The 20,764-nt window shown below is 71.2% G+C and carries 18 protein-coding genes; 8 read left to right on the top strand and 10 right to left on the bottom strand.

All coding sequences use genetic code 11. The features are described 5' to 3' along the window. Positions 1–275: 275 nt before the first annotated feature. Complete coding sequence (locus ACFY2B_RS14795) at positions 276–1,220, top strand: zinc-binding dehydrogenase (protein ID WP_390763503.1); 945 nt, start codon at positions 276–278, stop codon at positions 1,218–1,220. 81 nt (positions 1,221–1,301) lie between these two features. Here ACFY2B_RS14795 and ACFY2B_RS14790 read toward each other — a convergent pair whose 3' ends face one another. From ACFY2B_RS14790 to ACFY2B_RS14780, 3 genes are all read right to left on the bottom strand, one after another. Further along, a complete protein-coding gene (locus ACFY2B_RS14790; RefSeq protein WP_390763502.1) occupies positions 1,302–2,063 on the bottom strand; it encodes a GntR family transcriptional regulator in 762 nt (253 codons plus the stop codon). A 169-nt stretch (positions 2,064–2,232) separates the two neighbouring features. Beyond that, positions 2,233–3,885 carry a glycoside hydrolase family 76 protein gene (locus ACFY2B_RS14785; protein WP_390763561.1) on the bottom strand — a complete coding sequence of 551 codons (1,653 nt, stop codon included), beginning with the start codon at positions 3,883–3,885 and terminating at the stop codon, positions 2,233–2,235. Between the two features lie 314 nt (positions 3,886–4,199). Next, complete coding sequence (locus ACFY2B_RS14780) at positions 4,200–5,687, bottom strand: glycoside hydrolase family 76 protein (RefSeq protein ID WP_390763501.1); 1,488 nt, start codon at positions 5,685–5,687, stop codon at positions 4,200–4,202. Between the two features lie 254 nt (positions 5,688–5,941). Between ACFY2B_RS14780 and ACFY2B_RS14775 the strand changes: the two genes are divergently transcribed. Beyond that, entirely contained in the window at positions 5,942–6,211 is a 270-nt protein-coding gene (locus tag ACFY2B_RS14775; protein WP_390763500.1) for a hypothetical protein, read from the top strand. Here the strand turns inward: ACFY2B_RS14775 and ACFY2B_RS14770 are convergent. Genes ACFY2B_RS14770 through ACFY2B_RS14760 form a run of 3 tightly spaced genes read right to left on the bottom strand, consistent with a single transcriptional unit; the run spans position 6,186 to position 9,369 of the window. Next, positions 6,186–7,082: a carbohydrate ABC transporter permease gene (locus ACFY2B_RS14770; RefSeq protein ID WP_390763499.1), complete on the bottom strand. Its 897-nt coding sequence runs from the start codon at positions 7,080–7,082 to the stop codon at positions 6,186–6,188. The genes ACFY2B_RS14775 and ACFY2B_RS14770 overlap by 26 nt on opposite strands. Then, positions 7,079–8,059: a carbohydrate ABC transporter permease gene (locus tag ACFY2B_RS14765; RefSeq protein ID WP_390763498.1), complete on the bottom strand. Its 981-nt coding sequence runs from the start codon at positions 8,057–8,059 to the stop codon at positions 7,079–7,081. The genes ACFY2B_RS14770 and ACFY2B_RS14765 overlap by 4 nt, the downstream gene beginning before the upstream one ends. Continuing rightward, complete coding sequence (locus tag ACFY2B_RS14760; RefSeq protein ID WP_390763497.1) at positions 8,056–9,369, bottom strand: ABC transporter substrate-binding protein; 1,314 nt, start codon at positions 9,367–9,369, stop codon at positions 8,056–8,058. The genes ACFY2B_RS14765 and ACFY2B_RS14760 overlap by 4 nt, the downstream gene beginning before the upstream one ends. A gap of 1,062 nt (positions 9,370–10,431) precedes the next feature. On the opposite strand from ACFY2B_RS14760, the gene ACFY2B_RS14755 reads away from it, so the two are divergent. From ACFY2B_RS14755 to ACFY2B_RS14740, 4 genes are all read left to right on the top strand, one after another. Next, the gene (locus ACFY2B_RS14755) at positions 10,432–11,451 is read left to right on the top strand and encodes a sugar ABC transporter substrate-binding protein (RefSeq protein WP_390763496.1); all 1,020 of its coding nucleotides are present in this window, start codon (positions 10,432–10,434) and stop codon (positions 11,449–11,451) included. Beyond that, positions 11,451–12,527 (top strand): ABC transporter permease, encoded by a 1,077-nt coding sequence (locus ACFY2B_RS14750; RefSeq protein ID WP_390763495.1) that lies wholly within the window; start codon positions 11,451–11,453, stop codon positions 12,525–12,527. Before ACFY2B_RS14755 ends, ACFY2B_RS14750 begins: the two co-directional genes overlap by 1 nt. Before the next feature lie 4 nt (positions 12,528–12,531). Beyond that, complete coding sequence (locus ACFY2B_RS14745) at positions 12,532–13,443, top strand: ATP-binding cassette domain-containing protein (protein ID WP_390763494.1); 912 nt, start codon at positions 12,532–12,534, stop codon at positions 13,441–13,443. A 174-nt stretch (positions 13,444–13,617) separates the two neighbouring features. Continuing rightward, positions 13,618–13,809: a hypothetical protein gene (locus ACFY2B_RS14740; RefSeq protein ID WP_390763493.1), complete on the top strand. Its 192-nt coding sequence runs from the start codon at positions 13,618–13,620 to the stop codon at positions 13,807–13,809. Between the two features lie 82 nt (positions 13,810–13,891). Here the strand turns inward: ACFY2B_RS14740 and ACFY2B_RS14735 are convergent, their stop codons facing one another. From ACFY2B_RS14735 to ACFY2B_RS14725, 3 genes are all read right to left on the bottom strand, one after another. Further along, the gene (locus tag ACFY2B_RS14735) at positions 13,892–14,896 is read right to left on the bottom strand and encodes a Gfo/Idh/MocA family oxidoreductase (RefSeq protein WP_390763492.1); all 1,005 of its coding nucleotides are present in this window, start codon (positions 14,894–14,896) and stop codon (positions 13,892–13,894) included. A gap of 328 nt (positions 14,897–15,224) precedes the next feature. Next, positions 15,225–16,001 (bottom strand): SDR family oxidoreductase, encoded by a 777-nt coding sequence (locus tag ACFY2B_RS14730; RefSeq protein ID WP_390763491.1) that lies wholly within the window; start codon positions 15,999–16,001, stop codon positions 15,225–15,227. Positions 16,002–16,015: 14 nt separating this feature from the next. Further along, positions 16,016–17,182 (bottom strand): phytanoyl-CoA dioxygenase family protein, encoded by a 1,167-nt coding sequence (locus ACFY2B_RS14725; RefSeq protein WP_390763490.1) that lies wholly within the window; start codon positions 17,180–17,182, stop codon positions 16,016–16,018. A 182-nt stretch (positions 17,183–17,364) separates the two neighbouring features. Here ACFY2B_RS14725 and ACFY2B_RS14720 point away from each other — a divergent pair, with 182 nt between their 5' ends. Continuing rightward, the gene (locus ACFY2B_RS14720) at positions 17,365–18,396 is read left to right on the top strand and encodes a LacI family DNA-binding transcriptional regulator (protein WP_390763489.1); all 1,032 of its coding nucleotides are present in this window, start codon (positions 17,365–17,367) and stop codon (positions 18,394–18,396) included. On the opposite strand, the gene ACFY2B_RS14715 is transcribed toward ACFY2B_RS14720, so the two are convergent. Next, positions 18,377–19,537: a Gfo/Idh/MocA family protein gene (locus tag ACFY2B_RS14715; RefSeq protein WP_390763488.1), complete on the bottom strand. Its 1,161-nt coding sequence runs from the start codon at positions 19,535–19,537 to the stop codon at positions 18,377–18,379. The genes ACFY2B_RS14720 and ACFY2B_RS14715 overlap by 20 nt on opposite strands. A 111-nt stretch (positions 19,538–19,648) precedes the next feature. On the opposite strand from ACFY2B_RS14715, the gene ACFY2B_RS14710 reads away from it, so the two are divergent. Next, a complete protein-coding gene (locus ACFY2B_RS14710; protein WP_390763487.1) occupies positions 19,649–20,659 on the top strand; it encodes a LacI family DNA-binding transcriptional regulator in 1,011 nt (336 codons plus the stop codon). Positions 20,660–20,764 lie beyond the last annotated feature (105 nt).

The following is a 20,764-nucleotide window of genomic DNA, read 5'->3' as shown; positions in this document are numbered from 1 at the left end:
CCTCATTGAGCTGTGCCTGTCTGTACCAAACAGATACCACTTGCGGCCAAGTTAGAGACGAATACCTGTCCTGTCTAGATGCGCGTCAGAATAGTCGTGGCAATGTGTGGGGCACCTGCGCGTAAGGTGACCGAATGTGATCATTTGATGCCACTCAAAGATCAGAACGGTGGTAGACAGGTCGGCACTCCACCGTGTACCACATAGAACCACGTGACGTCGGACGGTGCCGATGCGGTGGCGCTGTCGCGCCCGCGCTCGGACAGGAGACACCCATGAAGATCAGTCAGGTGGTCGGGCCATGCACCTCCGAGGTCGTCGAGGTCCCCGACCCCGTGCCGCGTGCCGACCAGGTGCTGGTGGAAGTGGCCGGCAGTGGTGTGTGCACCTCGGACCTCGGGCCCTGGCTCGGGCACGATCCTGCCGCGGCACCGGTGCGGCTGGGCCACGAGCTGGTGGGCCGGGTGGTCGCCGCGGGCCGGGACGCGGGCCGGTGGGCCCCGGGCGACCTGGTGACCGGGCTGGGCGGCGAGGGCTTCGCGACGCTGGCGGTCATGGACGCCGACGCGGTCCTGCCCGTCCCCGCCGGGATCGAGTCCGCCCACGCGCTCGGCGAACCGGTCGCCTGCCTGGAGGAGGCGCTGTCGCGCACCGCGGTGCGCGCGGGTGACCGCGTCGCGGTCGTGGGGCTCGGCTTCATGGGCCTCGGCCTCGTCCAACTCGTCCGGCGGCACGCGCCGGGCCTGCTGGTCGGCGTCGACCCGCTGCCGGCCCGCCGGGAGCGGGCCCTACGGCTCGGCTGCGACCTCGCGTTCGCGCCGGACGAGGTACCGGAGGAGTTCCGCACCGCGACCGGACGGGCCGGCGAAGCCCGGTTCGACGTGGTGCTCGAAGCCACCGGCGTGACCCCGGGCCTGACCACGGCGGGCAGCCTGGTGCGGCCGTTCGGCACGCTCTGCGTGGTCGGCTACCACCACACCGGCGACGCCATGATGGACATGGAGCTGTGGTACAAGGCGGTCACCGTCGTCAACGGCTTCTGCCCCGACCGCACCCGGACGATGGCCGCCATGCGGGAGGCGCTCGGCCTCGTCGGGGACCGCCGCTTCAGCTACCAGCCGCTGGTCACGCACCGCTTCGGACTCGATGAGGTCGACGCGGCGTTCACCGCGATGCACGCCGCCGGCCCCGACTTCGTCAAGGCCGTGGTGGTGCCCTGAACGGAACCCCGGCCTCGGCAGCGGGCCCCGACCGCGCGGCCGGACCCCGACGCCCGCGCGGCCGGCCGCCGGTGCGGAGCATCAGTCGAAGGAGCGTGTGAAGGAGGTCCGCAGCCGGTAGCGGTCGCCCGCGTACCGGATGGTGGAGAGGAACAACGGCTCCTGACCGGAGCCGAGCGCGAGCTGGTGCAGCACCAGCAGCGGGTCACCCGGCGCCATGCCGAGATGCTCCGCCGCGTGCTCGTCGGCCTTCGCCGCCTCGATCGTGGTGTCGGCCCGCACCGGCTCCACACCGGCCCGGGCCAGCGTCGCGTAGAAGGAGCCGGTGGTGAAGTCGGCGTTCTCCACCTCCGGTACGAGGGCCAGCGGGATCCGGTTGAGGTCGAGCGCGATGGGCACGTCGTCGAGCAGGCGCACCCGCTCCAGACAGAACAGCGCGGTGCCCGGCGCCACACCGAGCCGTTCCGCCTCGTCGAAACTCGCGGGTGTGGTCCGGGCGCCCAGCACCGTCGAGTGCGGGCGCAGCCCCATCCGGGCCGCCGTCTCGCTGAAGGACTCCAGGTTGCTCGGCCATTCCTTCTTCCGCGCGGTCCGCGCGACGTACCACCCGCGACCGTGCGAGGCGCTCAGCTCGCCCCGTTCGACGAGATGGGTGAGCGCCTTGCGCAACGTGACGCGGCTGATGCCGAGTTGACCGCACAGCTCGCGCTCCGGAGCGAGCCGGGCGCCCGGCTTGAGGACGCCCTTCTCGATCTCGCCATGGATGAGGTTGACGGCCTGGACCCACAGAGGTTCGGAGTAATCCGGCAGAATCGCGCCCGTGACCTCGCGAAATTCTTTCATGTGTGTCAGTTGACCTCGTCGTCGTCCGCTGGGGCCGTCGCACACCGGTGGCCGCGCGCCCCGCGGGCGACCGGAACCGGGGCCCTTGCCCCGGGGCGCGGACAGCGGTGGTGGGCGTAGGCGTCAGGATAGCTTTCCCGGCGGCGCTCGGCCCACCGGTCGGCATCCGTCACCGCCCCCTCAGGTCCGGGCCCCGCAGCCGCTCCGCGGCCGTCAGCGCCTCCAGCGCGCTCGCCTGGGTGCGCCAGTCCGCCGCGTCGGGGCTCGTTCCGGACCAGCGCTGGCCGAGGCGGTTGAGCGGGTCGCGGTCGGTGGCCCAGACCGAGTCGGCCTGCTTCAGGACGTACGCCCGGTAGCCGGCCGACCCGGCGGCGTCCGCCAGGTCGGCGAGGTGGCGTACGAAGATGCCCTTGAACTGCTTCTGGTTGTCGTCGCAGGAGTTCGTGCCGAGGTCGCAGGACTCGGTCAGCACACCGTCACGGGTCAGCACGGGCGAGGAGATCGCGGCGTCGGCCAGGCGTTCGGCCGTCTCCAGGTACCGGTCCTCGCCGGTGGACCGCCACAGCTGGGTGAAGGCGCCGATGGCCAGGCCCTGGTTGTAACTCCACACGGTCTGCCCGTTGTTGGCGCAGCCCGCGGTCAGGCCGTCGTTGACCAGACCGGAGGAATTGATCAGCCCGCTGCCGAGGTACCAGTCCGCCGCCGTCGCCGCGCGGGCACCCCATACGGTGTCGCCGTCGACCCGCTGGTGCAGCGCGGTGGCCAGCCACAGGTACAGGCCGCTCGTCACGGCGTTCTTGTAGGTGCGTTCCCGGTCCCACCACACACCGCCGCCGCAGGTACCGGTGTCCCAGAACTGGTGGACGTAGCCGGTGATCGTGACCGCTTCGTCCAGATAGCGCCGCTCGCCCGTGTGGTCGTACGCCGTCAGCCAGGCCACCGCCCACCAGGCCGCGTCGTCGACGGCGCGGCTGATGAAGTGGCCCTCGACCGGGTCGGAGCTGCGCGCGCCCGCGGGGAAGACACCGCGGTTCTGCTCGAAGGTACGGGCGATCACCCAGTCGTAGTCGTGCCGTCCGGTGCGCTCGGCGAAGCCGACGACCGCGGTGAGCGCGACCGCCGAGTTCCACCAACTGCTGCGCCACCAGCCCTCGTCGGTGCGGTACGAGGCCAGCAGCGCGTCCGCCGCCGCCCGCGCCCGGGTCGGCGCGGGCCTGACCCAGGCCGTGCAACTGCCCTCCTGGTGCGCGGCCTCGCGGCCGCAGGCACGGACCGCCCCGCCGTACAGCAGACCGCGCGGATCCCGGGTGGCGAACATGACCGTCCGGGCCGAGACCGCGCCGGCCGGCACGCTCGTCCGGCCGAGGGAGGAGCCCTCGGGCCAGCCGGCCCCCTCGTCCCAGGAGCGGTCGAGCCAGATCTCGTCGCCCGTGCCGCCGCCCGAGAGGACACCCCAGGCCATGCCGCGCGCCTGGTCGACGTGCAGGCCGATGGTGCGTCCGAAGAGGGTGGCCGGCGGTACGGGGGTGTCGTCGCCCGCGGCGCCCGCCGGGTCGGCGCCGTCGCAGGAGGAGCCGTCGCACACCCTCGGGTACGCCCAGTCGGTGCAGGTGACGGCGGCCGCGTCGGCGCAGGCGCGGATCCAGCCGCGCCGGTGCCCGACCGGGTCGGTGATGTTGTACATCAGCGTGCGGGTACCGGTCCGGGCGTCCGGGACGCTCGCCTTGCCGAGCAGGGGCTCCCAGGTGGCTCCCCGGTCCCAGGACCGGTCCAGCCAGACCGAGTCGCCCCGCACACCGTCGTCGACGCTCGCCCAGGCCATGTCGTCCGGCTCGGAGACGTGCAGCCGCAGGGTCCGGCCGTTGATGTTCCGGTTCGGCACCGGGAAGGTCTCCTGGCGGGCCCGCGAGGGGTCCAGCGTGTCGCACGCCAGGGCGCAGACCGGCGTCGCGGCACGGGCCGGGGCGGGCAGCGCGACGAGACCGGTCAACGCCAGGAACAGGGCCAGCAGCCCGCCGAGCACGGGACGGGTCCGCGCCGCCGTCGGGTACCGCCGGCCCGGGCGGGCCGCGCGCCGGAGCGCCGATGACGTCGCCGGGCGTTCGGCGACCGCGCCGCGCGACCCGAACGCCCGGCTCACGGCGCGGCGTCGAGCAGGTCGAGGGCGCTCTGCTGACGCGCCGCGTCCACCGCGTCGACCGGCCCGGGCCAGCGCAGTCCGTACTGGTCGAGGGCGTTGCGGTCGCTCGTGTGGGCACGGTCCGCCTGGCGTCGCAGATACGCGGTGTACGGATGGGCCGGCAGCGCCGCGTTCAGCTCGCCCAGACCGCGCACGTGCGCACCCTTGAAGGACGGTCCGTCGGCGCCGCAGTCGCCGCCCTCGCACGGCTCGCGCAGGATGCCGTCGGCGGTGTGCAGGGAGGCGGCCGTGGTCGCGGCGTCCGCGATCTGCCGGGCGCGGGCGAGCAGCGCGCCGCCGCCGGTCGCCCGGTGCAGTTCGGTGAGGGCGCCGAGCAGGACGCCCTGGTTGTAGGACCAGACGGGCCGGCCGTTGTTGCGGCAGGTGGACAGGTCGATCCCGTCGTTCACCAGGTTCGAGCCGTTGATCATCCCGGTGCCCTGGAACCAGGACCAGCCGGCCCGGGCCCGGTCCAGATACGTCGTGTCGCCCAGGACGCGGTTGTGCAGCGCCGCGCTCAGCTCGATGTAGAGGGAGTTGGCGATGGCGTTCTTGTACGTCCGCGCCGTGCTCCACCACACACCGCCGCCGCAGGTGCCGTCCCAGTAGGCGGCCATGTGGTCGGCGTCGGCCCGTGCGGTGTCCAGGTAGCGGCGGTCGCCGGTCAGGTCGTAGGCGGCGATCCAGGCGAGCCCCCACCAGCCCGAGTCGTCGATGTACTCGTTGCGGAACTGCCCGTCCCGCGCGTTCACGTTCAGGTCGTACGTCCGGGAGATCGCGTACGTGTAACTGCCCATGCCCGACACCCGGATGTTGTCGATGAGGGCGGTCAGGGCGTTGGCGGAGTTCCACCAGCCGGTGGTGTCGAACAGGCCGGTCCCGTAGTTGTAGAAGGTCATCAGACCGGTGGCCGCCGCCTTGCGCCGGTCGCCGGCGTTCCAGGTGGTACGGGCCCACGGGGTGCATGCGATCTCGGTCCGGTTCCCGGCCTTGCCGCAGGCGCGCAGGGCGCCGACGCCGTGGTTGTTCCAGTCGTCCACGTTGTACATGAGCGTGCGCCAGTCGTGCCGGCCCGTCGGGATGGCGGTGTTGCCGAGTCTGCTGCCCGAACTCCAGGTGCGGCCGCCGTCGAAGGAGCGGTCGAGCCAGACCTCGTCGCCCGGGTCGCCGCCCGCCACGGATGCCCAGCCCATCGCGTCGGCGTCGTCGAAGTGGAGCACGATCGACCGCCCGTACAGGCTTGTCGTGACCGGGGTCCGGTCGCCGGGGGAGAGGGCGGGATCACGGGTGTCGCAGTACTTGTTGCAGAGGGCGGCCGACACGGCCGGGGCGGCGGCGGACGCCGGCTGCGGGACCAGGGCCGCGAGCAGCGCCAGGGCGAGCGCCGCGGCCGGCCGGCCGAGGGCACGCAGTACCGGAGTGCGCGGTCTTGGTACGGGAGTCATGAGGGCCTCCCTGTCAGGACATGCTGCGGGCATGGAGGAGAGAGCGCTCTCGGACGGTAGTGAGGGGCGGCCGAAGCGTCAACGGGTATACCTGTGCGCGCGATGAACGTGCGTCAGGCATGCCGGACCGCTCGGCGCGTCCGACAACGCCGCGTTCTGGGCGGACGGCAGCCAGGGCAGGCAGTGCGAGGAACTGCTCGGCCGCCGCCCGAGCACGACCACCCCGGTACCCCGGGCTCGCCGCCCTGCACGGCGTGGCCCGGGAGACCGGCGCGACCCCCGACCAGGCCGTGCTCGCCCGGCAGCCGGGCGGGTCGCTGCCGGTCGTAACGGCGCCGCGCGCTGCGATCCTCCCGCTCGCCGGTGCGTCCTCGGTGGCCCGGCCGGCGGAGAACCTCGCCGCCGTGGACCAGGAGCTGACACCGGAGCAGCGGGGCCGCCCGGACGGGGCCCACCGAGCCGGTGTCCCCGTACGGAACGCGCCGCTCCGTACGGGGATCAGCCCTTGTTGGAGCCCAGCGTGAGGCCGTTGACGAACTGGCGCTGGAGCAGGAAGTACACGACCAGCGTGGGGATCGCGGTGAGCAGGGCGCCGGCGGCGACCAGGTTGGGATCGGTGAAGTACTGGCCGGAGAGGTTGTTCAGGGCCGAGGTGATCGGCATGTTCTCCCCGGTCGAGATCAGGACGATCGCCCAGAAGAAGTCGTTGTAGATCCAGATCGACAGCAGGGTGGCCAGCGCCGCCATCGCCGGCTTGCACAGCGGCAGCGTGATCTGCCAGTACAGCCGCCACACCGAGGCGCCGTCGACGAGCGCGGCCTCGGTCAGCTCGTGCGGCAGCGAGCGCATGTAGTTGCTCAGCACGAACGCGCAGAACCCGGACTGGAACGCCACATGGATGAGGACCAGGCCGAGCGCCGAGTCGTACAGCTTGCCGCTGACCGTGATGCCGGGCAGGTCGATCAGGAGGTACAGCCGGTACAGGGGGGTGATGATGACCTGCTGCGGCAGCAGGTTGCCCGCGGTGAAGACCAGCAGCAGCGCCAGGTTGAGCCGGAAGTCGAAACGGGCGACGTAGAAGGCGACGCAGGAAGAGAGGAACAGCGTCAGCAGCACGGCCGGCACCGCGATCAGCAGCGTGTTGCCGAAATAGTGCATCATGTCCGACTGCTGGAACGCGTTGGTGAAGTTGTCCAGGCTCAGCTTGTCCGGCCAGGACACGTAGCCCTTCTCGCTGGTCTCGCTGTACGGACGCAGGGCGGAGAAGACCGCCCACAGCAGCGGGGCGAGCCAGGCCAGGGCGGCGCCCGCGAGGAAGACGTGCAGCAGGATGCGGGCCGGACGCACGGGCGCGCGCCGCCGGGCGGCGCCGGCCGCGAGGGTGGGGGCGCTCATGACCGCCGCTCCTTCCGGGTGGTGGCCACCAGATACGGGATGATCACGGCGAGCGAGATGACCAGCAGGACCACCGCGATCGCCGACCCGTAGCCGATGCGGCTCGACTCGCCGATGATGTTGTTGGTCACCAGGATCGACAGCAACTCCGTGCCCTGCGCGCCCTTGTTGAAGACGAAGACCAGGTCGAAGGCGCGCAGCGCCTCGATGATGGTGACGACCAGGACGATCGTGTTGGTCGGGCGCAGCGTCGGGAAGACGACGTGCCGGAACGTCTGCCATTCGCCCGCGCCGTCCAGCGCGGAGGCTTCCCGCAGCGACGGGTCGACGCTCTTCAGCCCGGCCAGGTACAGGATCATCATGTAGCCGGTGTGGCGCCAGGAGGCGGCGATCAGGACCGCCCACAGGTTCAGCTTGGGATCGCCGATCCAGTCGATGTAGTGCCCGGGCTTGTTGGCCCCGATCAGACTGTTGATGAGGCCCGTGTCGGGGTTGTAGACGAGCTGCCAGACGAAGCCGATGCAGGCCATGGAGATGACCACCGGCAGGAAGAACGCTGTCTGGTAGACCCGGGAGAAGCGGATCTTCTTGTCCAACTGGGTGGCGAGGAAGAGGCCGAGCGGCGTCGGGATGACGATGAGCACCACGAACCAGATGACGTTGTGCTCGACGGCCGGCCAGAACTGCGGGTTGTTCTCGAACAGTTCCTTGAAGTTGTCCAGCCCGACCCACTTGATCGAGCCGAAGCCGATGCCGTCCCAAGTGGTGAAGGCGAGTGCGATCGAGGCGAGGGCGGTGACCCAGACGAGGGCCACGTGCAGGACCGTGGGCACGCCGGCCATCAGGCCGAGCGTGATCCGGTCACGGCGGGTCAGCAGGCGCAGATGGCTGCGCGTGGCCCGCTTGGCGTCGGATGCGGCCCCCGGAGTCGGCGCGGCGGCCGTCTCCGGGGTCTTCGTGGTCATGTCGGTGCTCATTCGGAGGCGAAGATCGTCTTCTTCTGGCGTTCGATGGAGGACAGCACGCTGTCGATGCCCTTGGGGTTCTGGATGAACTTCTGCAGCGAGGGCTGCATCACCGTGGAGGTGAAGTCCGGGCGGCTGTCGCGGTCCATGAACTGCGTGAGGCTCTTGGCGCTGCCGATCATGTCGAACGCCTTCTTCTGCAGCGCGCCGTAGGAGGAGGTGTCGGCCTTGCTGGAGGCGGCGACCACGCTGGGGTCGGTCTTGAGGTAGGTCTCCTCGGCCTCCGGAGTGCCCAGGTACTCCAGCAGCTTCAGGACACCCGTGTGGTTCTTCGGGGACTTGCTGACCATGTAGCCGTCGGTCGGCGCCTCGACGGTGTCCTGGCCGAACGCGGAGTTGATCTCCGGGAAGGCGAAGAAGTCGAGGTCGTCCAGGTCGGCCTTGTTCGTGAACTGCTGCGCCACGAAGCTGCCCAGCAGATACATGCCGGACTTCTTCGCCACCAGCGACTGCGCGGCGTCCTGCCAGGTGCGGCCCATGGCGCCGTCCTGGTGGTAGGGGAGGATCTCCGCCCAGTGGTCGAAGACGGCCCGCACCTTGGCGTCGGTCCAGGACGCCTTGCCCGCCATCAGCTCGACGTGGAAGTCGTAGCCGTTGAGCCGGAAGTTGATCTGGTCGAAGGTGCCCATCGCGGGCCACGCGTCCTTGTCGCCGAACGCGATCGGGACCAGGCTGTCCTTCTGCATCTGCTTGCACAGCGCGACGAACGTGTCCCAGGTGGTGGGGATCTCGTAGCCGTGCTGCTGGAAGACGCTCTTGCGGTAGAAGACCGCCCACGGATACGACGTCATCGGCAGGAAGTAGTACTTGCCGTCCTCGCCCTTGCTGAGCTTCTTCATCGCCTCGGGGAAGTTGTCCCCGATCTTCTGCCACACGTCGTCGATCGGGGTGGCCAGCTTCTTGGCGGCGAAGAACTGCATGCGGTAGCCGGCGAACCAGTTGAACACGTCGTCAGGAGTGCCCTGAAGGTAGGAGTTGATCTGCTCCTGGAAGGTGTTGTGGTCCTTCGTGTTCACATCGACCGTGAGGCCGGACTGCTTCTTGAAGGCCGCGTAGACCTGCTCGAACGCCTTCTTCGGCACCGCGTCCGACGCGTTGGACCCCACGGTGACGGTCTTCGGGTCGGAGGACGTGCCGCTGCCGCCGCAGGCGCTCAGCAGGGGTATGCCGGCGCCGGCGAGAACGGCTGTGCCGCCGACTCCGCGCAACAGGGAGCGACGGCTGGGACCCTGGGCGGGCAGACCTGACGGGGAGTGACGCATGGCGGCTCCTGGAAGCAGGGGTTCGGCCAAGGGGAGAGTCAGCCCCGAAAGGTCGTCGAAACCGATCAGAAACCAACTCGACCGAACATCGTGGGCGTAATCACAGTCGTATGTACAGCCAGCGTCAATAGGTCGGGTGTCTCTTGCCCGAAACGTAACCGACACGAGCGGGGCCTGCGGGGGCGTGGTCCAAGGATCATGAGTTGACCAGCAGTTGGCGGCCGGCGGGGGCAGGCAGGCCCGGTGGGCGTGCGCGCGGTGCCCGGCGGGGCGGGCCGCGCGGTCGTACGTTCCGCGCCGTACGGCCGGGCGGGACGGCCGCCCACGGCCCGTCGGCCGAGCCGGACGCTTCGGCGGCCGCATGGCGACCGCCCGCCGCCCCCCGGACCCGGCGCGGGGCGACTCTCGCGTTCCGGACGGGTAGGTCATCCGGCGCAGACCGGCCGACTCCCGTCGTTCTGCGGTGAGTTCGGGCGGACGGCCTGGCTTCGCCGTGGGACGGGGCGCCGGCGGACATGGACCTGCCCGGCAGGTCTGCCGCACCGGCCCCGGCCGGCGACCGGGGAGGGCGCGGGTGTGGCCGTCGGCGACCGCCGTGCCGGAGCCGTCCGACACCTCCGATGTCCTGCGGATGGTCCCGGCGTGGCGAGCCCTTGCCGGCCTGGGGGGACGGCGGCCCGAATGCTGACCGTCTTCGCCGGGGACCGCAGGAAATGGGGCGAGTCGGCAGGCCCTGCGCGGCCGATTCTGATCGGGAATGCGGCCCATCGTGATCAGATCGTAGGGCGTGAGTGACTCGGCCCTGCACGTCGATCCTTAGGCTGTCCCTCGGACGGGGGCCGACGCCTTTCTGGCGTGGGTTCGTACGGCCATGCTGTCGACGGTTTGTATTTACATTCGGACCTTGTTGTGAATTGATGTCTTGACAAAGTATTGACAGCGGCCGTTCCACGGACTTGGATCCCGTCCCAGCGCACAGAAAACGACCCGGACCGTCCCGGGCGGGGATGTGGATCTTCGCGATCCGTCCCTTTCCCGGTAGCACAGTGAGGTGCAGGAAAGATGGACCGCTCTACTCGCTCCCGCTCCGGCCGACTGGCCCCCATGGTGGCCGTCGCCGCCGCGGCCGCACTGGCCCTCGCCGGCTGTTCGAGCAGCTCCGGCGGGAAGAAGGCCGAAGACGCGGGGACGAACGCCTCCGCGGGCAAGGCCACGACTCCCCGGATGACGGTCGCCCTGGTGACCCACCAGGCCCCGGGCGACACCTTCTGGGACATCGTGCGCAAGGGCGCCGAGGCAGCGGCCGCCAAGGACAACATCAAACTGGTGTACTCCGCCGATCCGAATGCCGGGAATCAGGCCAACCTGGTCCAGAACGCCATTGACCAGAAGGTTGACGGCATTGCCGTCACTCTCGCCAAGCCCGACGCGATGAAGGCCGTCCTCGGCAAGGCGAAGACTGCGGACATTCCCGTCGTCGGCCTCAATTCCGGCCTGAACGACTGGAAGAACCTGGGCCTTCTGGAATTCTTCGGCCAGGACGAGAACGTGGCCGGTGAAGCGCTCGGCAAGCGGCTGAACGAAGAGGGCGCCAAGAAGGCCGTATGCGTGATCCACGAGCAGGGGAATGTCGGCCTCACCCAGCGCTGCGACGGTGTGAAGAAGACGTTCTCCGGCACCACGGAGACGCTGTACGTGAACGGCACCGACATGCCGTCCGTGAAGTCGACGATCACCGCCAAGCTCAAGACGGACAGCGCCATCGACTACGTCGTCGCCCTCGGCGCCCCCTACGCCCTGACCGCGGTCCAGTCGGTCTCGGACGCGGGCAGCAAGGCGAAGGTCGCCACCTTCGACCTGAACAAGGACCTGACCACGGCGGTCTCCAAGGGCACGATCCAGTTCGCGGTGGACCAGCAGCCGTATCTGCAGGGCTACCTCGCCGTCGACGCCCTGTGGCTGTACAAGAACAACGGCAACTACAGCGGCGGCGGGGAGCAGTCCGTGCTGACCGGCCCGGCCTTCGTCGACAAGTCCAACGTCGACAGCGTCGCCGAGTTCGCCGCGAAGGGCACCCGGTGATGAGCATGGCCCAACAGGCTGAACCGGCGGTGGGCACACCGCCGGCCCCCGGCCCCGGCGGGCGGGACGGCCGTACCGCCGAGCGCCCCCTGGCGCTGCGGATCCTGGCCCGCCCCGAGGTCGGCGTCTTCCTCGGGGCGGTGGCCGTCCTCGTCTTCTTCCTGGTCGCCGCGCCCGCGGTCCGCCAGGGCGGCTCGATGGCCACCGTGCTCTACCAGTCCTCGACCATCGGCATCATGGCCCTGCCCGTGGCCCTGCTGATGATCGGCGGCGAGTTCGACCTCTCCTCCGGCGTCGCCGTGGTCTCCTCGGCCCTGACCGCGAGCATGCTCAGCTACCAGCTGACGCTGAACGTCTGGGCGGGCGTGATCGTCGCCCTGATCGTCTCCCTTGCGATCGGCGCGTTCAACGGCTGGATGGTGGTCAGGACCGGACTGCCCAGCTTCCTGGTCACCCTGGGCACCTTCCTGATCCTCCAGGGCGTCAACCTCGCGGTGACCAAGCTGGTCACCGGCAACGTGGCCACCGACGACATCAGCGACATGGACGGCTTCGACCAGGCGAGGAAGGTCTTCGCGTCCTCCTTCGACATCGGCGGCGTCCAGGTGAAGATCACCGTGGTGTGGTGGCTGGTCTTCGCCGCCCTGGCCACCTGGGTGCTGCTGCGCACCAAGTACGGCAACTGGATCTTCGCCGTGGGCGGCAACAAGGACAGCGCCCGCGCGGTCGGTGTCCCGGTGGACTTCACCAAGATCACGCTGTTCATGGCCGTGGGCTTCGGCGCCTGGTTCGTCGGCATGCACCAGCTGTTCTCCTTCAACACCGTGCAGTCCGGTGAGGGCGTCGGCCAGGAGCTGATCTTCATCGCCGCGGCGGTGATCGGCGGCTGCCTGCTCACCGGCGGCTACGGCTCCGCGATCGGCCCGGTCTTCGGCGCCTTCATGTTCGGCATGGTGAACCAGGGCATCGTCTACGCCGGCTGGAACCCCGACTGGTTCAAGGCATTCCTCGGCGTGATGCTGCTCGGCGCCGTCCTCATCAATCTGTGGGTCCAGCGCACGGCGACCCGGAGGTGACCCGATGACCAGCAACACGACCGGAACCCATGGCGCCGTCCTCCAGGACACCGCGCCGGCCGAGCACGGACCGCTCGTCGAACTCCGCGCCGCGGGCAAGTCCTACGGGAACGTCCGCGCCCTGCACGGGGTCGACCTCCAGGTGTTCGCGAACCGGGTGACCTGTGTGCTCGGCGACAACGGCGCCGGCAAGTCCACCCTGATCAAGATCATCTCGGGGCTGCACCAGCACACCGAGGGCGACTTCCTTGTGGACGGCGCGCCGGTGCGCTTCAGCACCCCGCGCGAGGCCCTGGACAAGGGCATCGCCGCCGTCTACCAGGACCTGGCGACCGTCCCGCTGATGCCGGTGTGGCGCAACTTCTTCCTCGGCTCCGAGCTGACCAAGGGGCCCTGGCCCGTCCGCCGCCTGGACATCGCCCGCATGAAGGCGACCGCCGACCGGGAACTGCGCAACATGGGTATCGTCCTGGACGACCTGGAGCAGCCCATCGGCACCCTCTCCGGCGGCCAGCGCCAGTGCGTCGCCATCGCCCGCGCCGTCCACTTCGGCGCCCGCGTGCTGATCCTGGACGAGCCGACCGCCGCCCTCGGCGTGAAGCAGTCCGGCGTCGTCCTGAAGTACATCGCGGCCGCCCGGGACCGCGGCCTCGGCGTCATCTTCATCACCCACAACCCGCACCACGCCTACCTGGTCGGCGACCACTTCAGCGTGCTGCGCCTCGGCACCCTCGAACTGAGCGCCGAGCGCTCCGGGATCACCCTGGAGGAGCTGACCAACCACATGGCGGGCGGCGCGGAACTCACCGCGCTCAAGCACGAGTTGGCCCAGGTCCGTGGCGTGGACGTGGCGGAGCTGCCCGAGGCGGACGACCGCACCACGCCGGTCGCGAAGCCGGCCGACGAGACCTCCTGACCACGGCGGACCACCCCGGCCGTGCCCACCGGGCCCGGCCGGCACGGTCGTGCCCGGTGGGCACGACCGGTGGCTCACGGGGCGTCCGGTTCGGGTTCGTCGCCCGGGAACCCGCGAGCCGGTGAACACGTCAGAGAGGCGAAGAGTGCACCCGCCGGCCACGGGGAGGACCGGATGACCCACACGGCACCACAGGAGCAGCCCTCGGACAGGGCGGCCGAGGCCGCCCTGCGCCGCGCCCGGTTCGGCACCCTGCCGGAGCGGGTCCACCCGCGGGAGACGGTGGAGACGAAGCAGGCCACGCCCCGGGACCCGGCCCGCGACGCCTACCATCCCGACGACTGGCTGGTCCGCTACTGCCTGTGACCCGCGTCCCGGACCCGTGGGTGACCGTGCCTCTTCGGTCGCCCACGGCGCCGGGCCCCGCCGTGCCGCCGGACCGCCGGGGTCAGACCGAGCGGATCTCTTCGATCGTCACCGGGCGGTGCTCGTGCAGCGACAGGGTGCAGGCGTCCGCGATCCAGCCTGCCTCCAGGGCGTCCTCGATCGTGCACGGGGTGGGCCGGGTGCCGGCCACGACCTCCGTGAACGCGGTCAGTTCGGCGCGGTAGGCGGCGGCGAAGCGGTCCATGAAGAAGTCGTGCGGCGTGCCGGCCGGGAAGGTCACCCCCGGCTCGACGGAGCGCAGCGGAAGCTTGTCCTCCAGGCCGACGGCGATGGAGTCCCGGAAACCGTGCAGTTCCATGCGGACGTCGTAACCGCGGGCGTTGTGGCGGCTGTTGGAGACGACCGCGATGGTGCCGTCGTCCAGCGTCAGGATCGCGCCGGTGGTGTCGGCGTCGCCCGCCTCCTTGATGTAGTCGGCGCCCCGGTTGCCGCCCACCGCGTACACCTCGGTCACCTCGCGGCCGGTCACCCAGCGGATGATGTCGAAGTCGTGCACGCTGCAGTCGCGGAAGATGCCACCGGAGGCGGCGATGTACGCGGCCGGCGGCGGGGCCGGGTCCAGCGTCGTCGAGCGGACCGTGTGGAGCTTGCCCAGCTCACCGGCCTGGACCGCGGCCCGCGCGGCGACGAAACCGGCGTCGAAGCGACGGTTGTAGCCGATCTGGACGGGTACGTCGCTGCCCGCGACGGACTCGAGCACCGCCACGCCCTCCGTCATGGTGCGGGCGACGGGCTTCTCGCAGAAGACGGGGACGCCGGCCTCGACGCCGGCCCGGATCAGGTCCGGGTGGGCGTCGGTCGCCGCCGCCACGACGAGGCCGTCCACGCCGGCGGCCAGAACGGCCTCGGGCGAGTCCGCGACCTCGGCCCCGAACCGCTCCGCGGCGGTCTTGGCCGCGTCGGCGAACGGGTCGGCGACGACGAGGGACTCGACCGCGTCCAGTTGGGACAGGGTCTCGGCGTGGAAGGCGCCGATGCGGCCGAGGCCGAGGATTCCGATGCGCATGGTCGTGCAACTCCTTGGTGCTGTGCAGGGTGGTGCGATGGGGCTGGGGGTGGTGCGGTGTGGTCGGGGCGGTGGTGTCGAGGACGGGGGTGGACGGTGGCGCGGAGGGTTGTGCTCGGGAGGGCGCCCGGAGGGCTAGTGCCCCGACAGGCAACGTTCGCCCCGTCGCGACGCCCGGCACGCACTCTCGCCGCACCGGCCGAAAGCCCAAGTACGTCCAGTACGAGGACTTCCGGCCGGCACTCCCCCAAGCTCTTCGAGCAGGGGGGACCCCCAGAGCACGCACCGAACGCCGCTCCTTGACGGGCAAACGTTGCCTGCCGAGGCACTAGTCGGCCGCGCCGAGGACGTTCTGGTCCCAGTCGATCACCGAACCGGTGACCACCCCGGAACGCTCGGACAGCAGGAACACCACGAAGTCGGCGATCTCGTCGGGCTGGCCGAGCTTGCCCATCGGCAGCCGGGCCGCGCCCTGCTCACGCCAGTCGTCCCCGGCGCCGTGGAAGGCGCGCTGCGTCGCGTCCTCGCCCTCGGTGTCCGTCCAGCCGATGTTCAGGCCGTTGATCCGGATCCGGTCCCAGCGGTGGGCGTGCGCCGCGTTGCGGGTGAGGCCGACCAGCCCCGCCTTGGCGGCGACGTAGGGCGCGAGGAACGGCTGCCCGCCGTGCGCCGCGGAGGTGATGACGTTGACGATCGTGCCGGGCGCCTCGCGTGCCACCATGTCGGCGACCGCCGCCTGCATGGCGAAGAACGGCGCCCTGAGATTGATCGCGACGTGCGCGTCGAACAGCTCGGGAGTGGTGTCCAGCAGGGTGCCGCGCGCGGTGAGTCCCGCCGAGTTCACCAGGCAGTCGATCCGGCCGTGGGCGGCGGTCACCTCCGCCACGGCCGCCTTGGCCTGTCCGGCGTCGGCGAGGTCGGCGCGCAGATACCGCGCCCTGCCGCCGTACCCCGACAGTCCGGCCACCAGCGCCTCGCCCGGCTCGGGGCGCCGCCCGGTCACGGTGACGGTCGCGCCCTCGCGGACCGCGGCCCGGGCGATCGAGGCGCCCAGGCCCTGGCTGCCGCCGTTGACGAGGACGACCTTGTCGTCGAGAAGTCCCATGGATCGCTGTCCTTTCAGCCGGCGCGCCGCTCGGCGCCGGCCCGCAGTTCGTCCCGCAGTGCCTGCGGGGTCCACTCCTCGCGGACCGCCCGCCGTACGACGTCCGCCTGGCTGGGCGGGGCCAGGCCGTCGAGCGGCGGATCGTTGTCCAGGTCGGTGGGGAACGGATAGCCGTCGGCGCTCGCGGCGATCACATGCTCCAGCCACTCCTCGCCCACGCCCGCCGCGCGGCGCTCCAGCAGCACCGGGAAGACCGCGTTCACCACGGCCTGCCGGTCCACCGTCTCCATCGCCCGCCCGAACGCCGAGGACACCTGGAGGAGGTTGGCCATCCGGCGGATGTCAGCCGAGCGGTTCGAACCGGCGGCGTGGAAGACCGCCGGGTTGAAGAAGACCGCGTCGCCCTTGGCGAGCGGCAACTGGACGTGGTGCTCCTCGAAGTACGTCCGGAACTCCGGCAGCCGCCAGGCCAGGTAACCGGGCTCGTACTGCTGCGAGTACGGCAGATAGAGCGTCGGCCCCGACTCGGCCGGCATGTCGCGGTGGGCGACCGCGCCCTGGAGGGTGAGCACGGGGGAGAGGCGGTGCACATGCGCCGGGTAGGCCGCGGCGGCCTCGTTGCCGAGGAAGCCGAGGTGGTAGTCGCGGTGCGGGGACTGGGCCGCCCCGCCCGGGTTGACCACGTTGATCTGCGAGGTCACCTGGTAGCCGGGGCCGAGCCAGGCCGTCGAGGCCAGGGCCAGGATGTCGTTGGCGTAGTAGTCGGCGAACGTCTCCGGGTCGTACAGGGCCGCCTTCTCCAGCGCGTTCCACACCCGGTCGTTCGCGCCTGGCCGGGCGAAGTGGTCGCCGGCCGTCAGCCCCTCGGCCCGCTGCTCCGCGATCAGCGCGTCGAACACCTCGGTCGCCCGGTCGACGACCGAGTGGTCCGGGAAGGCGCGCCGGAAGACCACGACACCGGGGCCGTCGGACAGCGCGCGGACCAGTTCCGCCGCGACCGCGCGCCGGTCGCCGGCCTCCCGCAGCCGTGCGCTGTCGTAGACGAGGACGTTCCGCTCGACCGACGAGGCGTACGGATAGCCGGCGAGCGGCGTGGAGCGGCCGACCAGGGTCCGGAAGGCGTCGAGATCGCAGTCCGGTCCGGACAGCCAGGCACGGCCCTGCGCGGTGGCGAAAGACATCGGTGTCCTTCTTTCGGTCACGGGAGTGACGTGCGTTCGGTCGGGGAAGGGGCGTGCCGTCGGTCAGGGGGGTGCGTTCGGGCACGAGGGTGGCGCGATGCCATTCTTGTCAGTACAAACCCATCGAACAACCAGCAGCAACCCATCAAAAACCCCTCAAGGAACTCAGGAGTCCGTTTCCCGTGGGCCATCCCTTCCCCATCCGTGAGATCGCACGTCAGGCAGGTCTGAGCGAGGCCACCGTGGACCGCGTGCTGAACGGCAGGGGAGGGGTGCGGGACAACACCGCGCAGGAGGTGCGCCGGGCCATCGCCGACCTCGACCGGCAGCGTACCCAGGTGCGGCTCGTCGGGCGGACCTTCATGGTCGACATCGTGATGCAGGCACCCGAGCGGTTCACCACCGCCGTGCGCGCCGCCCTGGAGGCCGAGCTGCCCGCGTTGCATCCGGCCGTGCTGCGCTCCCGCTTCCACTTCCGGGAGACCGGCCCGGCCGCCGAGCAGGTCGAGACGCTGGACCGGATAGCGCGGCGCGGCTCGCAGGGCGTGATTCTGAAGGCGCCCGACGTCCCCGAGGTGACCGCGGCCGTCGGCCGGCTGAGCGCCGCGGGCATTCCGGTGGTCACGCTGGTGACCGACCTGCCCGCCAGCGGCCGGCTCGGCTACGTGGGCATCGACAACCGGGCGGCCGGCGCCACGGCCGCCTATCTCACCGGCCAGTGGCTCGGCGACCGTCCCGGCAATGTGCTGACCAGCCTGAGCAGCGGCTTCTTCCGCAACGAGGAGGAGCGCGAGATGGGTTTCCGCGCCACCATGCGGGCCCTGCACCCGGAGCGCACGCTCGTCGAGATCGCCGAGGGCCAGGGCCTGGACGCCACGCAGTACGACCTCGTGCGGGCCGCCCTGGAACGCGACCCGGGGATCCGCGCGGTCTACTCGATCGGCGGCGGCAACATCGCCACCCTGCGGGCCTTTGCGGACCTGGGCCGGGAGTGCGCCGTCTTCGTGGCGCACGACCTCGACCACGACAACACCCGGCTGCTGCGCGAGCACCGGCTGTCCGCGGTGCTCCACCACGATCTGCGGCACGACCTGCGGGAAGCCTGTCACCTGGTGATGCGCGCGCACAGCGCACTGCCGCCCGCGGGGCCCACCCTGCCGTCGGCGATCCAGGTGGTCACCCCGTACAACCTGCCTACGACGCCGGCAGGTTGACCCAGGACCCGGTCGCCGCGGACCGTTCCATCGCGTCCAGCGCGGCGGCGCTGCGCACCGCGTCCGTGAGGGTGGTGCCGTACGGGGTGCCCTCGGCGATCGAACGCAGGAACCGGGACGCCTCGACCACCTTGAGGTCGTCGTACCCCATGGCGTTGGCCGCCCCCGGCTGGAAGGCGCCGAACTCGCCCTGGCCGGGGCCGACGTACACCGTACTGACCGGTTGGTCCTGGTATGCCGCGCCCTGGCTGATCGCCAGTTCGTTCATCCGGCGGAAGTCCCAGAACACCGCGCCCTTGGTGCCGTGCACCTCGAAGCCGTAGTTGTTCTGCTCGCCGACCGAGACCCGGCATGCCTCCAGGACGCCGCGGGCGCCGGAGGCGAAGCGCAGCAGACAGCTGACGTAGTCCTCGTTCTCCACCGGGCCCGGTGTGCCGCCGGAGGCGAGCGCGTGCCCCGCTGTGGCTCCCGTGGGACGGGCCCGCTCCGGGATGAAGACCGCGGTGTCGGCGGTCAGTGACGCGATGTCGCCGAGCAGGAAGCGGGCCAGGTCGACGCCGTGCGAGGCGAGGTCGCCGAGGACCCCGCTGCCGCCGCGCGCACGCTCGTAGCGCCAGGTCAGGGCACCGTCCGGGTGGGCCGCGTAGTCGCTGAACAGGCGGATGCGGACATGGGTGACCGTGCCGATCCCGCCCGCGGCGATCAGGTCGCGGGCGCTCTCCACGGCCGGCGCGTTGCGGTAGTTGAAGCCGACCGTGCCCTGCACCCCGGCCGTCGCGACGGCGTCGGCCACCGCCCGCGCGTCCTCGGCGGTCAGGCCCACCGGCTTCTCGATCCAGAGGTGCTTGCCCGCCTCGGCCATCGCCACGCCGATCTCCCGGTGCAGGAAGTTCGGCGCGGTGACGCTGACCGCCTGCACGCGGGGGTCCGCCGCCACCTCGCGCCAGTCGCGGGCCGCCGAGGCGAACCCGAACTGCTCCGCGGCCTCCTCGGCGCGGCCCGGCACCTCGTCGGCGACCGTGATCAGCCGGGGTCGCAGGGCGAGCCGCGGATAGTGGTGCGCGAGACGGGCGTACGCCTGGGTGTGCACCCGGCCCATCCAGCCGAACCCGACGACGGCGACCCCGAGCGCATCCACCATGACAGCCCCTCTTTGGACCGGTCCATACCTTGTCCAGGTCACCCTGGGAGGCGGACAAACCCGGTGTCAAGCCCTTTGACAACCGTCCCGGCGCATGGAACGGTCCAGGGCATGAGACCGCCGACCATCCGCGACGTCGCCGAGCGGGCCGGAGTCTCCAAGTCGCTCGTCTCCCTGGTGCTGCGCGGCTCCGGCCAGGTGCGCCCCGAGAAGCGCGAGGCCGTGCTCAGGGCCGTACACGACCTCGGCTACCGGCCGAACGCCGCCGCGCGCAGCCTCAGCGAGCAGCGCTCGCGCACCGTGGGCGTGCTCCTCAACGACCTGCGCAACCCCTGGTTCGTCGACCTGCTCGACGGTCTGAACTCCCTGCTGCACGCGGCCGGCCTGCACATGCTGCTCGCCGACGCCCGGCTGAGCCGCCGTACCGGCGGCCGGCTCACCGGCCCCTTCCTGGACCTCGGGGTCGACGGCCTGGTGGTGGTCGGCACCCTGCCCGATCCGACGGTCCTCGACGCCGTGGCCGAGCGCCTTCCGGTGGTCGTCGCGGGCGCCCGGGAGCCGGCCCCGCCGGGTGTGGACCTGGTGGCCGGCGACGACGAGACGGGCGCGCGCCTCGCCACCGAACACCTCGTGAGGCTCGGCCACCGGCGCATCGCGCACATCGCGGGCTACGGCGCCGTCGGCGACCTGCGCCGGCGCAGCTTCGAGGCGACGATGCGCGCGCACGGGCTCGCGGACGGCGCGCTCGTCGCGGCCGGCGACATGACCGAGGAGGGCGGCTACCGCACCGCCGTGCGGCTGCTCAGCCGACCCGACCGGCCCACCGCCGTCTTCGCGGTCAACGACATCACCTCCGTCGGCGTGCTGTCGGCAGCCGCCGAACTGGGCCTCGGGGTGCCCGCGGACCTCTCGGTGACCGGGTACGACAACACCAGCATCGCCCGGCTGCGGCACGTCTGGCTCACCACCGTCGACACGGCCCCGCACGAGGTCGGACACCGGGCCGCCTGCTTCCTCCTCGACCGTTTCGAGCGGCCGGGGGGCGCCGGCCGGGTGCACCTGGCCACGCCGGCACTGGAGATCAGGGGCACTACGGCGGCGCCCCCCGGCCACACGGGCTGATCCCGCGCCCGGCGCGCGGTGTCCCGTGTACGTCCCCGTCCGACGGGGTGGCTCGCAGGCGGCGTGGCCTCGTCACGGCGCGACCGGCACCGGCACCTGTCCCCG

The sequence above is a fragment of the Streptomyces sp. NPDC001270 genome (genome assembly GCF_042896695.1).
In the GTDB taxonomy this organism is placed as follows: domain Bacteria; phylum Actinomycetota; class Actinomycetes; order Streptomycetales; family Streptomycetaceae; genus Streptomyces.
The sequence above is the reverse complement of the archived record's forward strand: the minus strand, read 5'-3'. Positions and strand labels throughout refer to the sequence as shown.

Bases quoted from the DNA above. Each gene is read 5' to 3' on its own strand.
- ACFY2B_RS14715 (WP_390763488.1), bottom strand. From the start codon at position 19,537: ATGGTGGATGCGCTCGGGGTCGCCGTCGTCGGGTTCGGCTGGATGGGC.
- ACFY2B_RS14780 (WP_390763501.1), bottom strand. From the start codon at position 5,687: ATGACTCCCGTACCAAGACCGCGCACTCCGGTACTGCGTGCCCTCGGC.
- ACFY2B_RS14730 (WP_390763491.1), bottom strand. From the start codon at position 16,001: ATGGGACTTCTCGACGACAAGGTCGTCCTCGTCAACGGCGGCAGCCAG.
- ACFY2B_RS14765 (WP_390763498.1), bottom strand. From the start codon at position 8,059: ATGAGCACCGACATGACCACGAAGACCCCGGAGACGGCCGCCGCGCCG.
- ACFY2B_RS14745 (WP_390763494.1), top strand. From the start codon at position 12,532: ATGACCAGCAACACGACCGGAACCCATGGCGCCGTCCTCCAGGACACC.
- ACFY2B_RS14785 (WP_390763561.1), bottom strand. From the start codon at position 3,885: ATGGCCTGGGCGAGCGTCGACGACGGTGTGCGGGGCGACTCGGTCTGG.
- ACFY2B_RS14790 (WP_390763502.1), bottom strand. From the start codon at position 2,063: ATGAAAGAATTTCGCGAGGTCACGGGCGCGATTCTGCCGGATTACTCC.
- ACFY2B_RS14770 (WP_390763499.1), bottom strand. From the start codon at position 7,082: ATGAGCGCCCCCACCCTCGCGGCCGGCGCCGCCCGGCGGCGCGCGCCC.
- ACFY2B_RS14740 (WP_390763493.1), top strand. From the start codon at position 13,618: ATGACCCACACGGCACCACAGGAGCAGCCCTCGGACAGGGCGGCCGAG.
- ACFY2B_RS14795 (WP_390763503.1), top strand. From the start codon at position 276: ATGAAGATCAGTCAGGTGGTCGGGCCATGCACCTCCGAGGTCGTCGAG.
- ACFY2B_RS14750 (WP_390763495.1), top strand. From the start codon at position 11,451: ATGAGCATGGCCCAACAGGCTGAACCGGCGGTGGGCACACCGCCGGCC.
- ACFY2B_RS14735 (WP_390763492.1), bottom strand. From the start codon at position 14,896: ATGCGCATCGGAATCCTCGGCCTCGGCCGCATCGGCGCCTTCCACGCC.
- ACFY2B_RS14710 (WP_390763487.1), top strand. From the start codon at position 19,649: ATGAGACCGCCGACCATCCGCGACGTCGCCGAGCGGGCCGGAGTCTCC.
- ACFY2B_RS14725 (WP_390763490.1), bottom strand. From the start codon at position 17,182: ATGTCTTTCGCCACCGCGCAGGGCCGTGCCTGGCTGTCCGGACCGGAC.
- ACFY2B_RS14760 (WP_390763497.1), bottom strand. From the start codon at position 9,369: ATGCGTCACTCCCCGTCAGGTCTGCCCGCCCAGGGTCCCAGCCGTCGC.
- ACFY2B_RS14755 (WP_390763496.1), top strand. From the start codon at position 10,432: ATGGACCGCTCTACTCGCTCCCGCTCCGGCCGACTGGCCCCCATGGTG.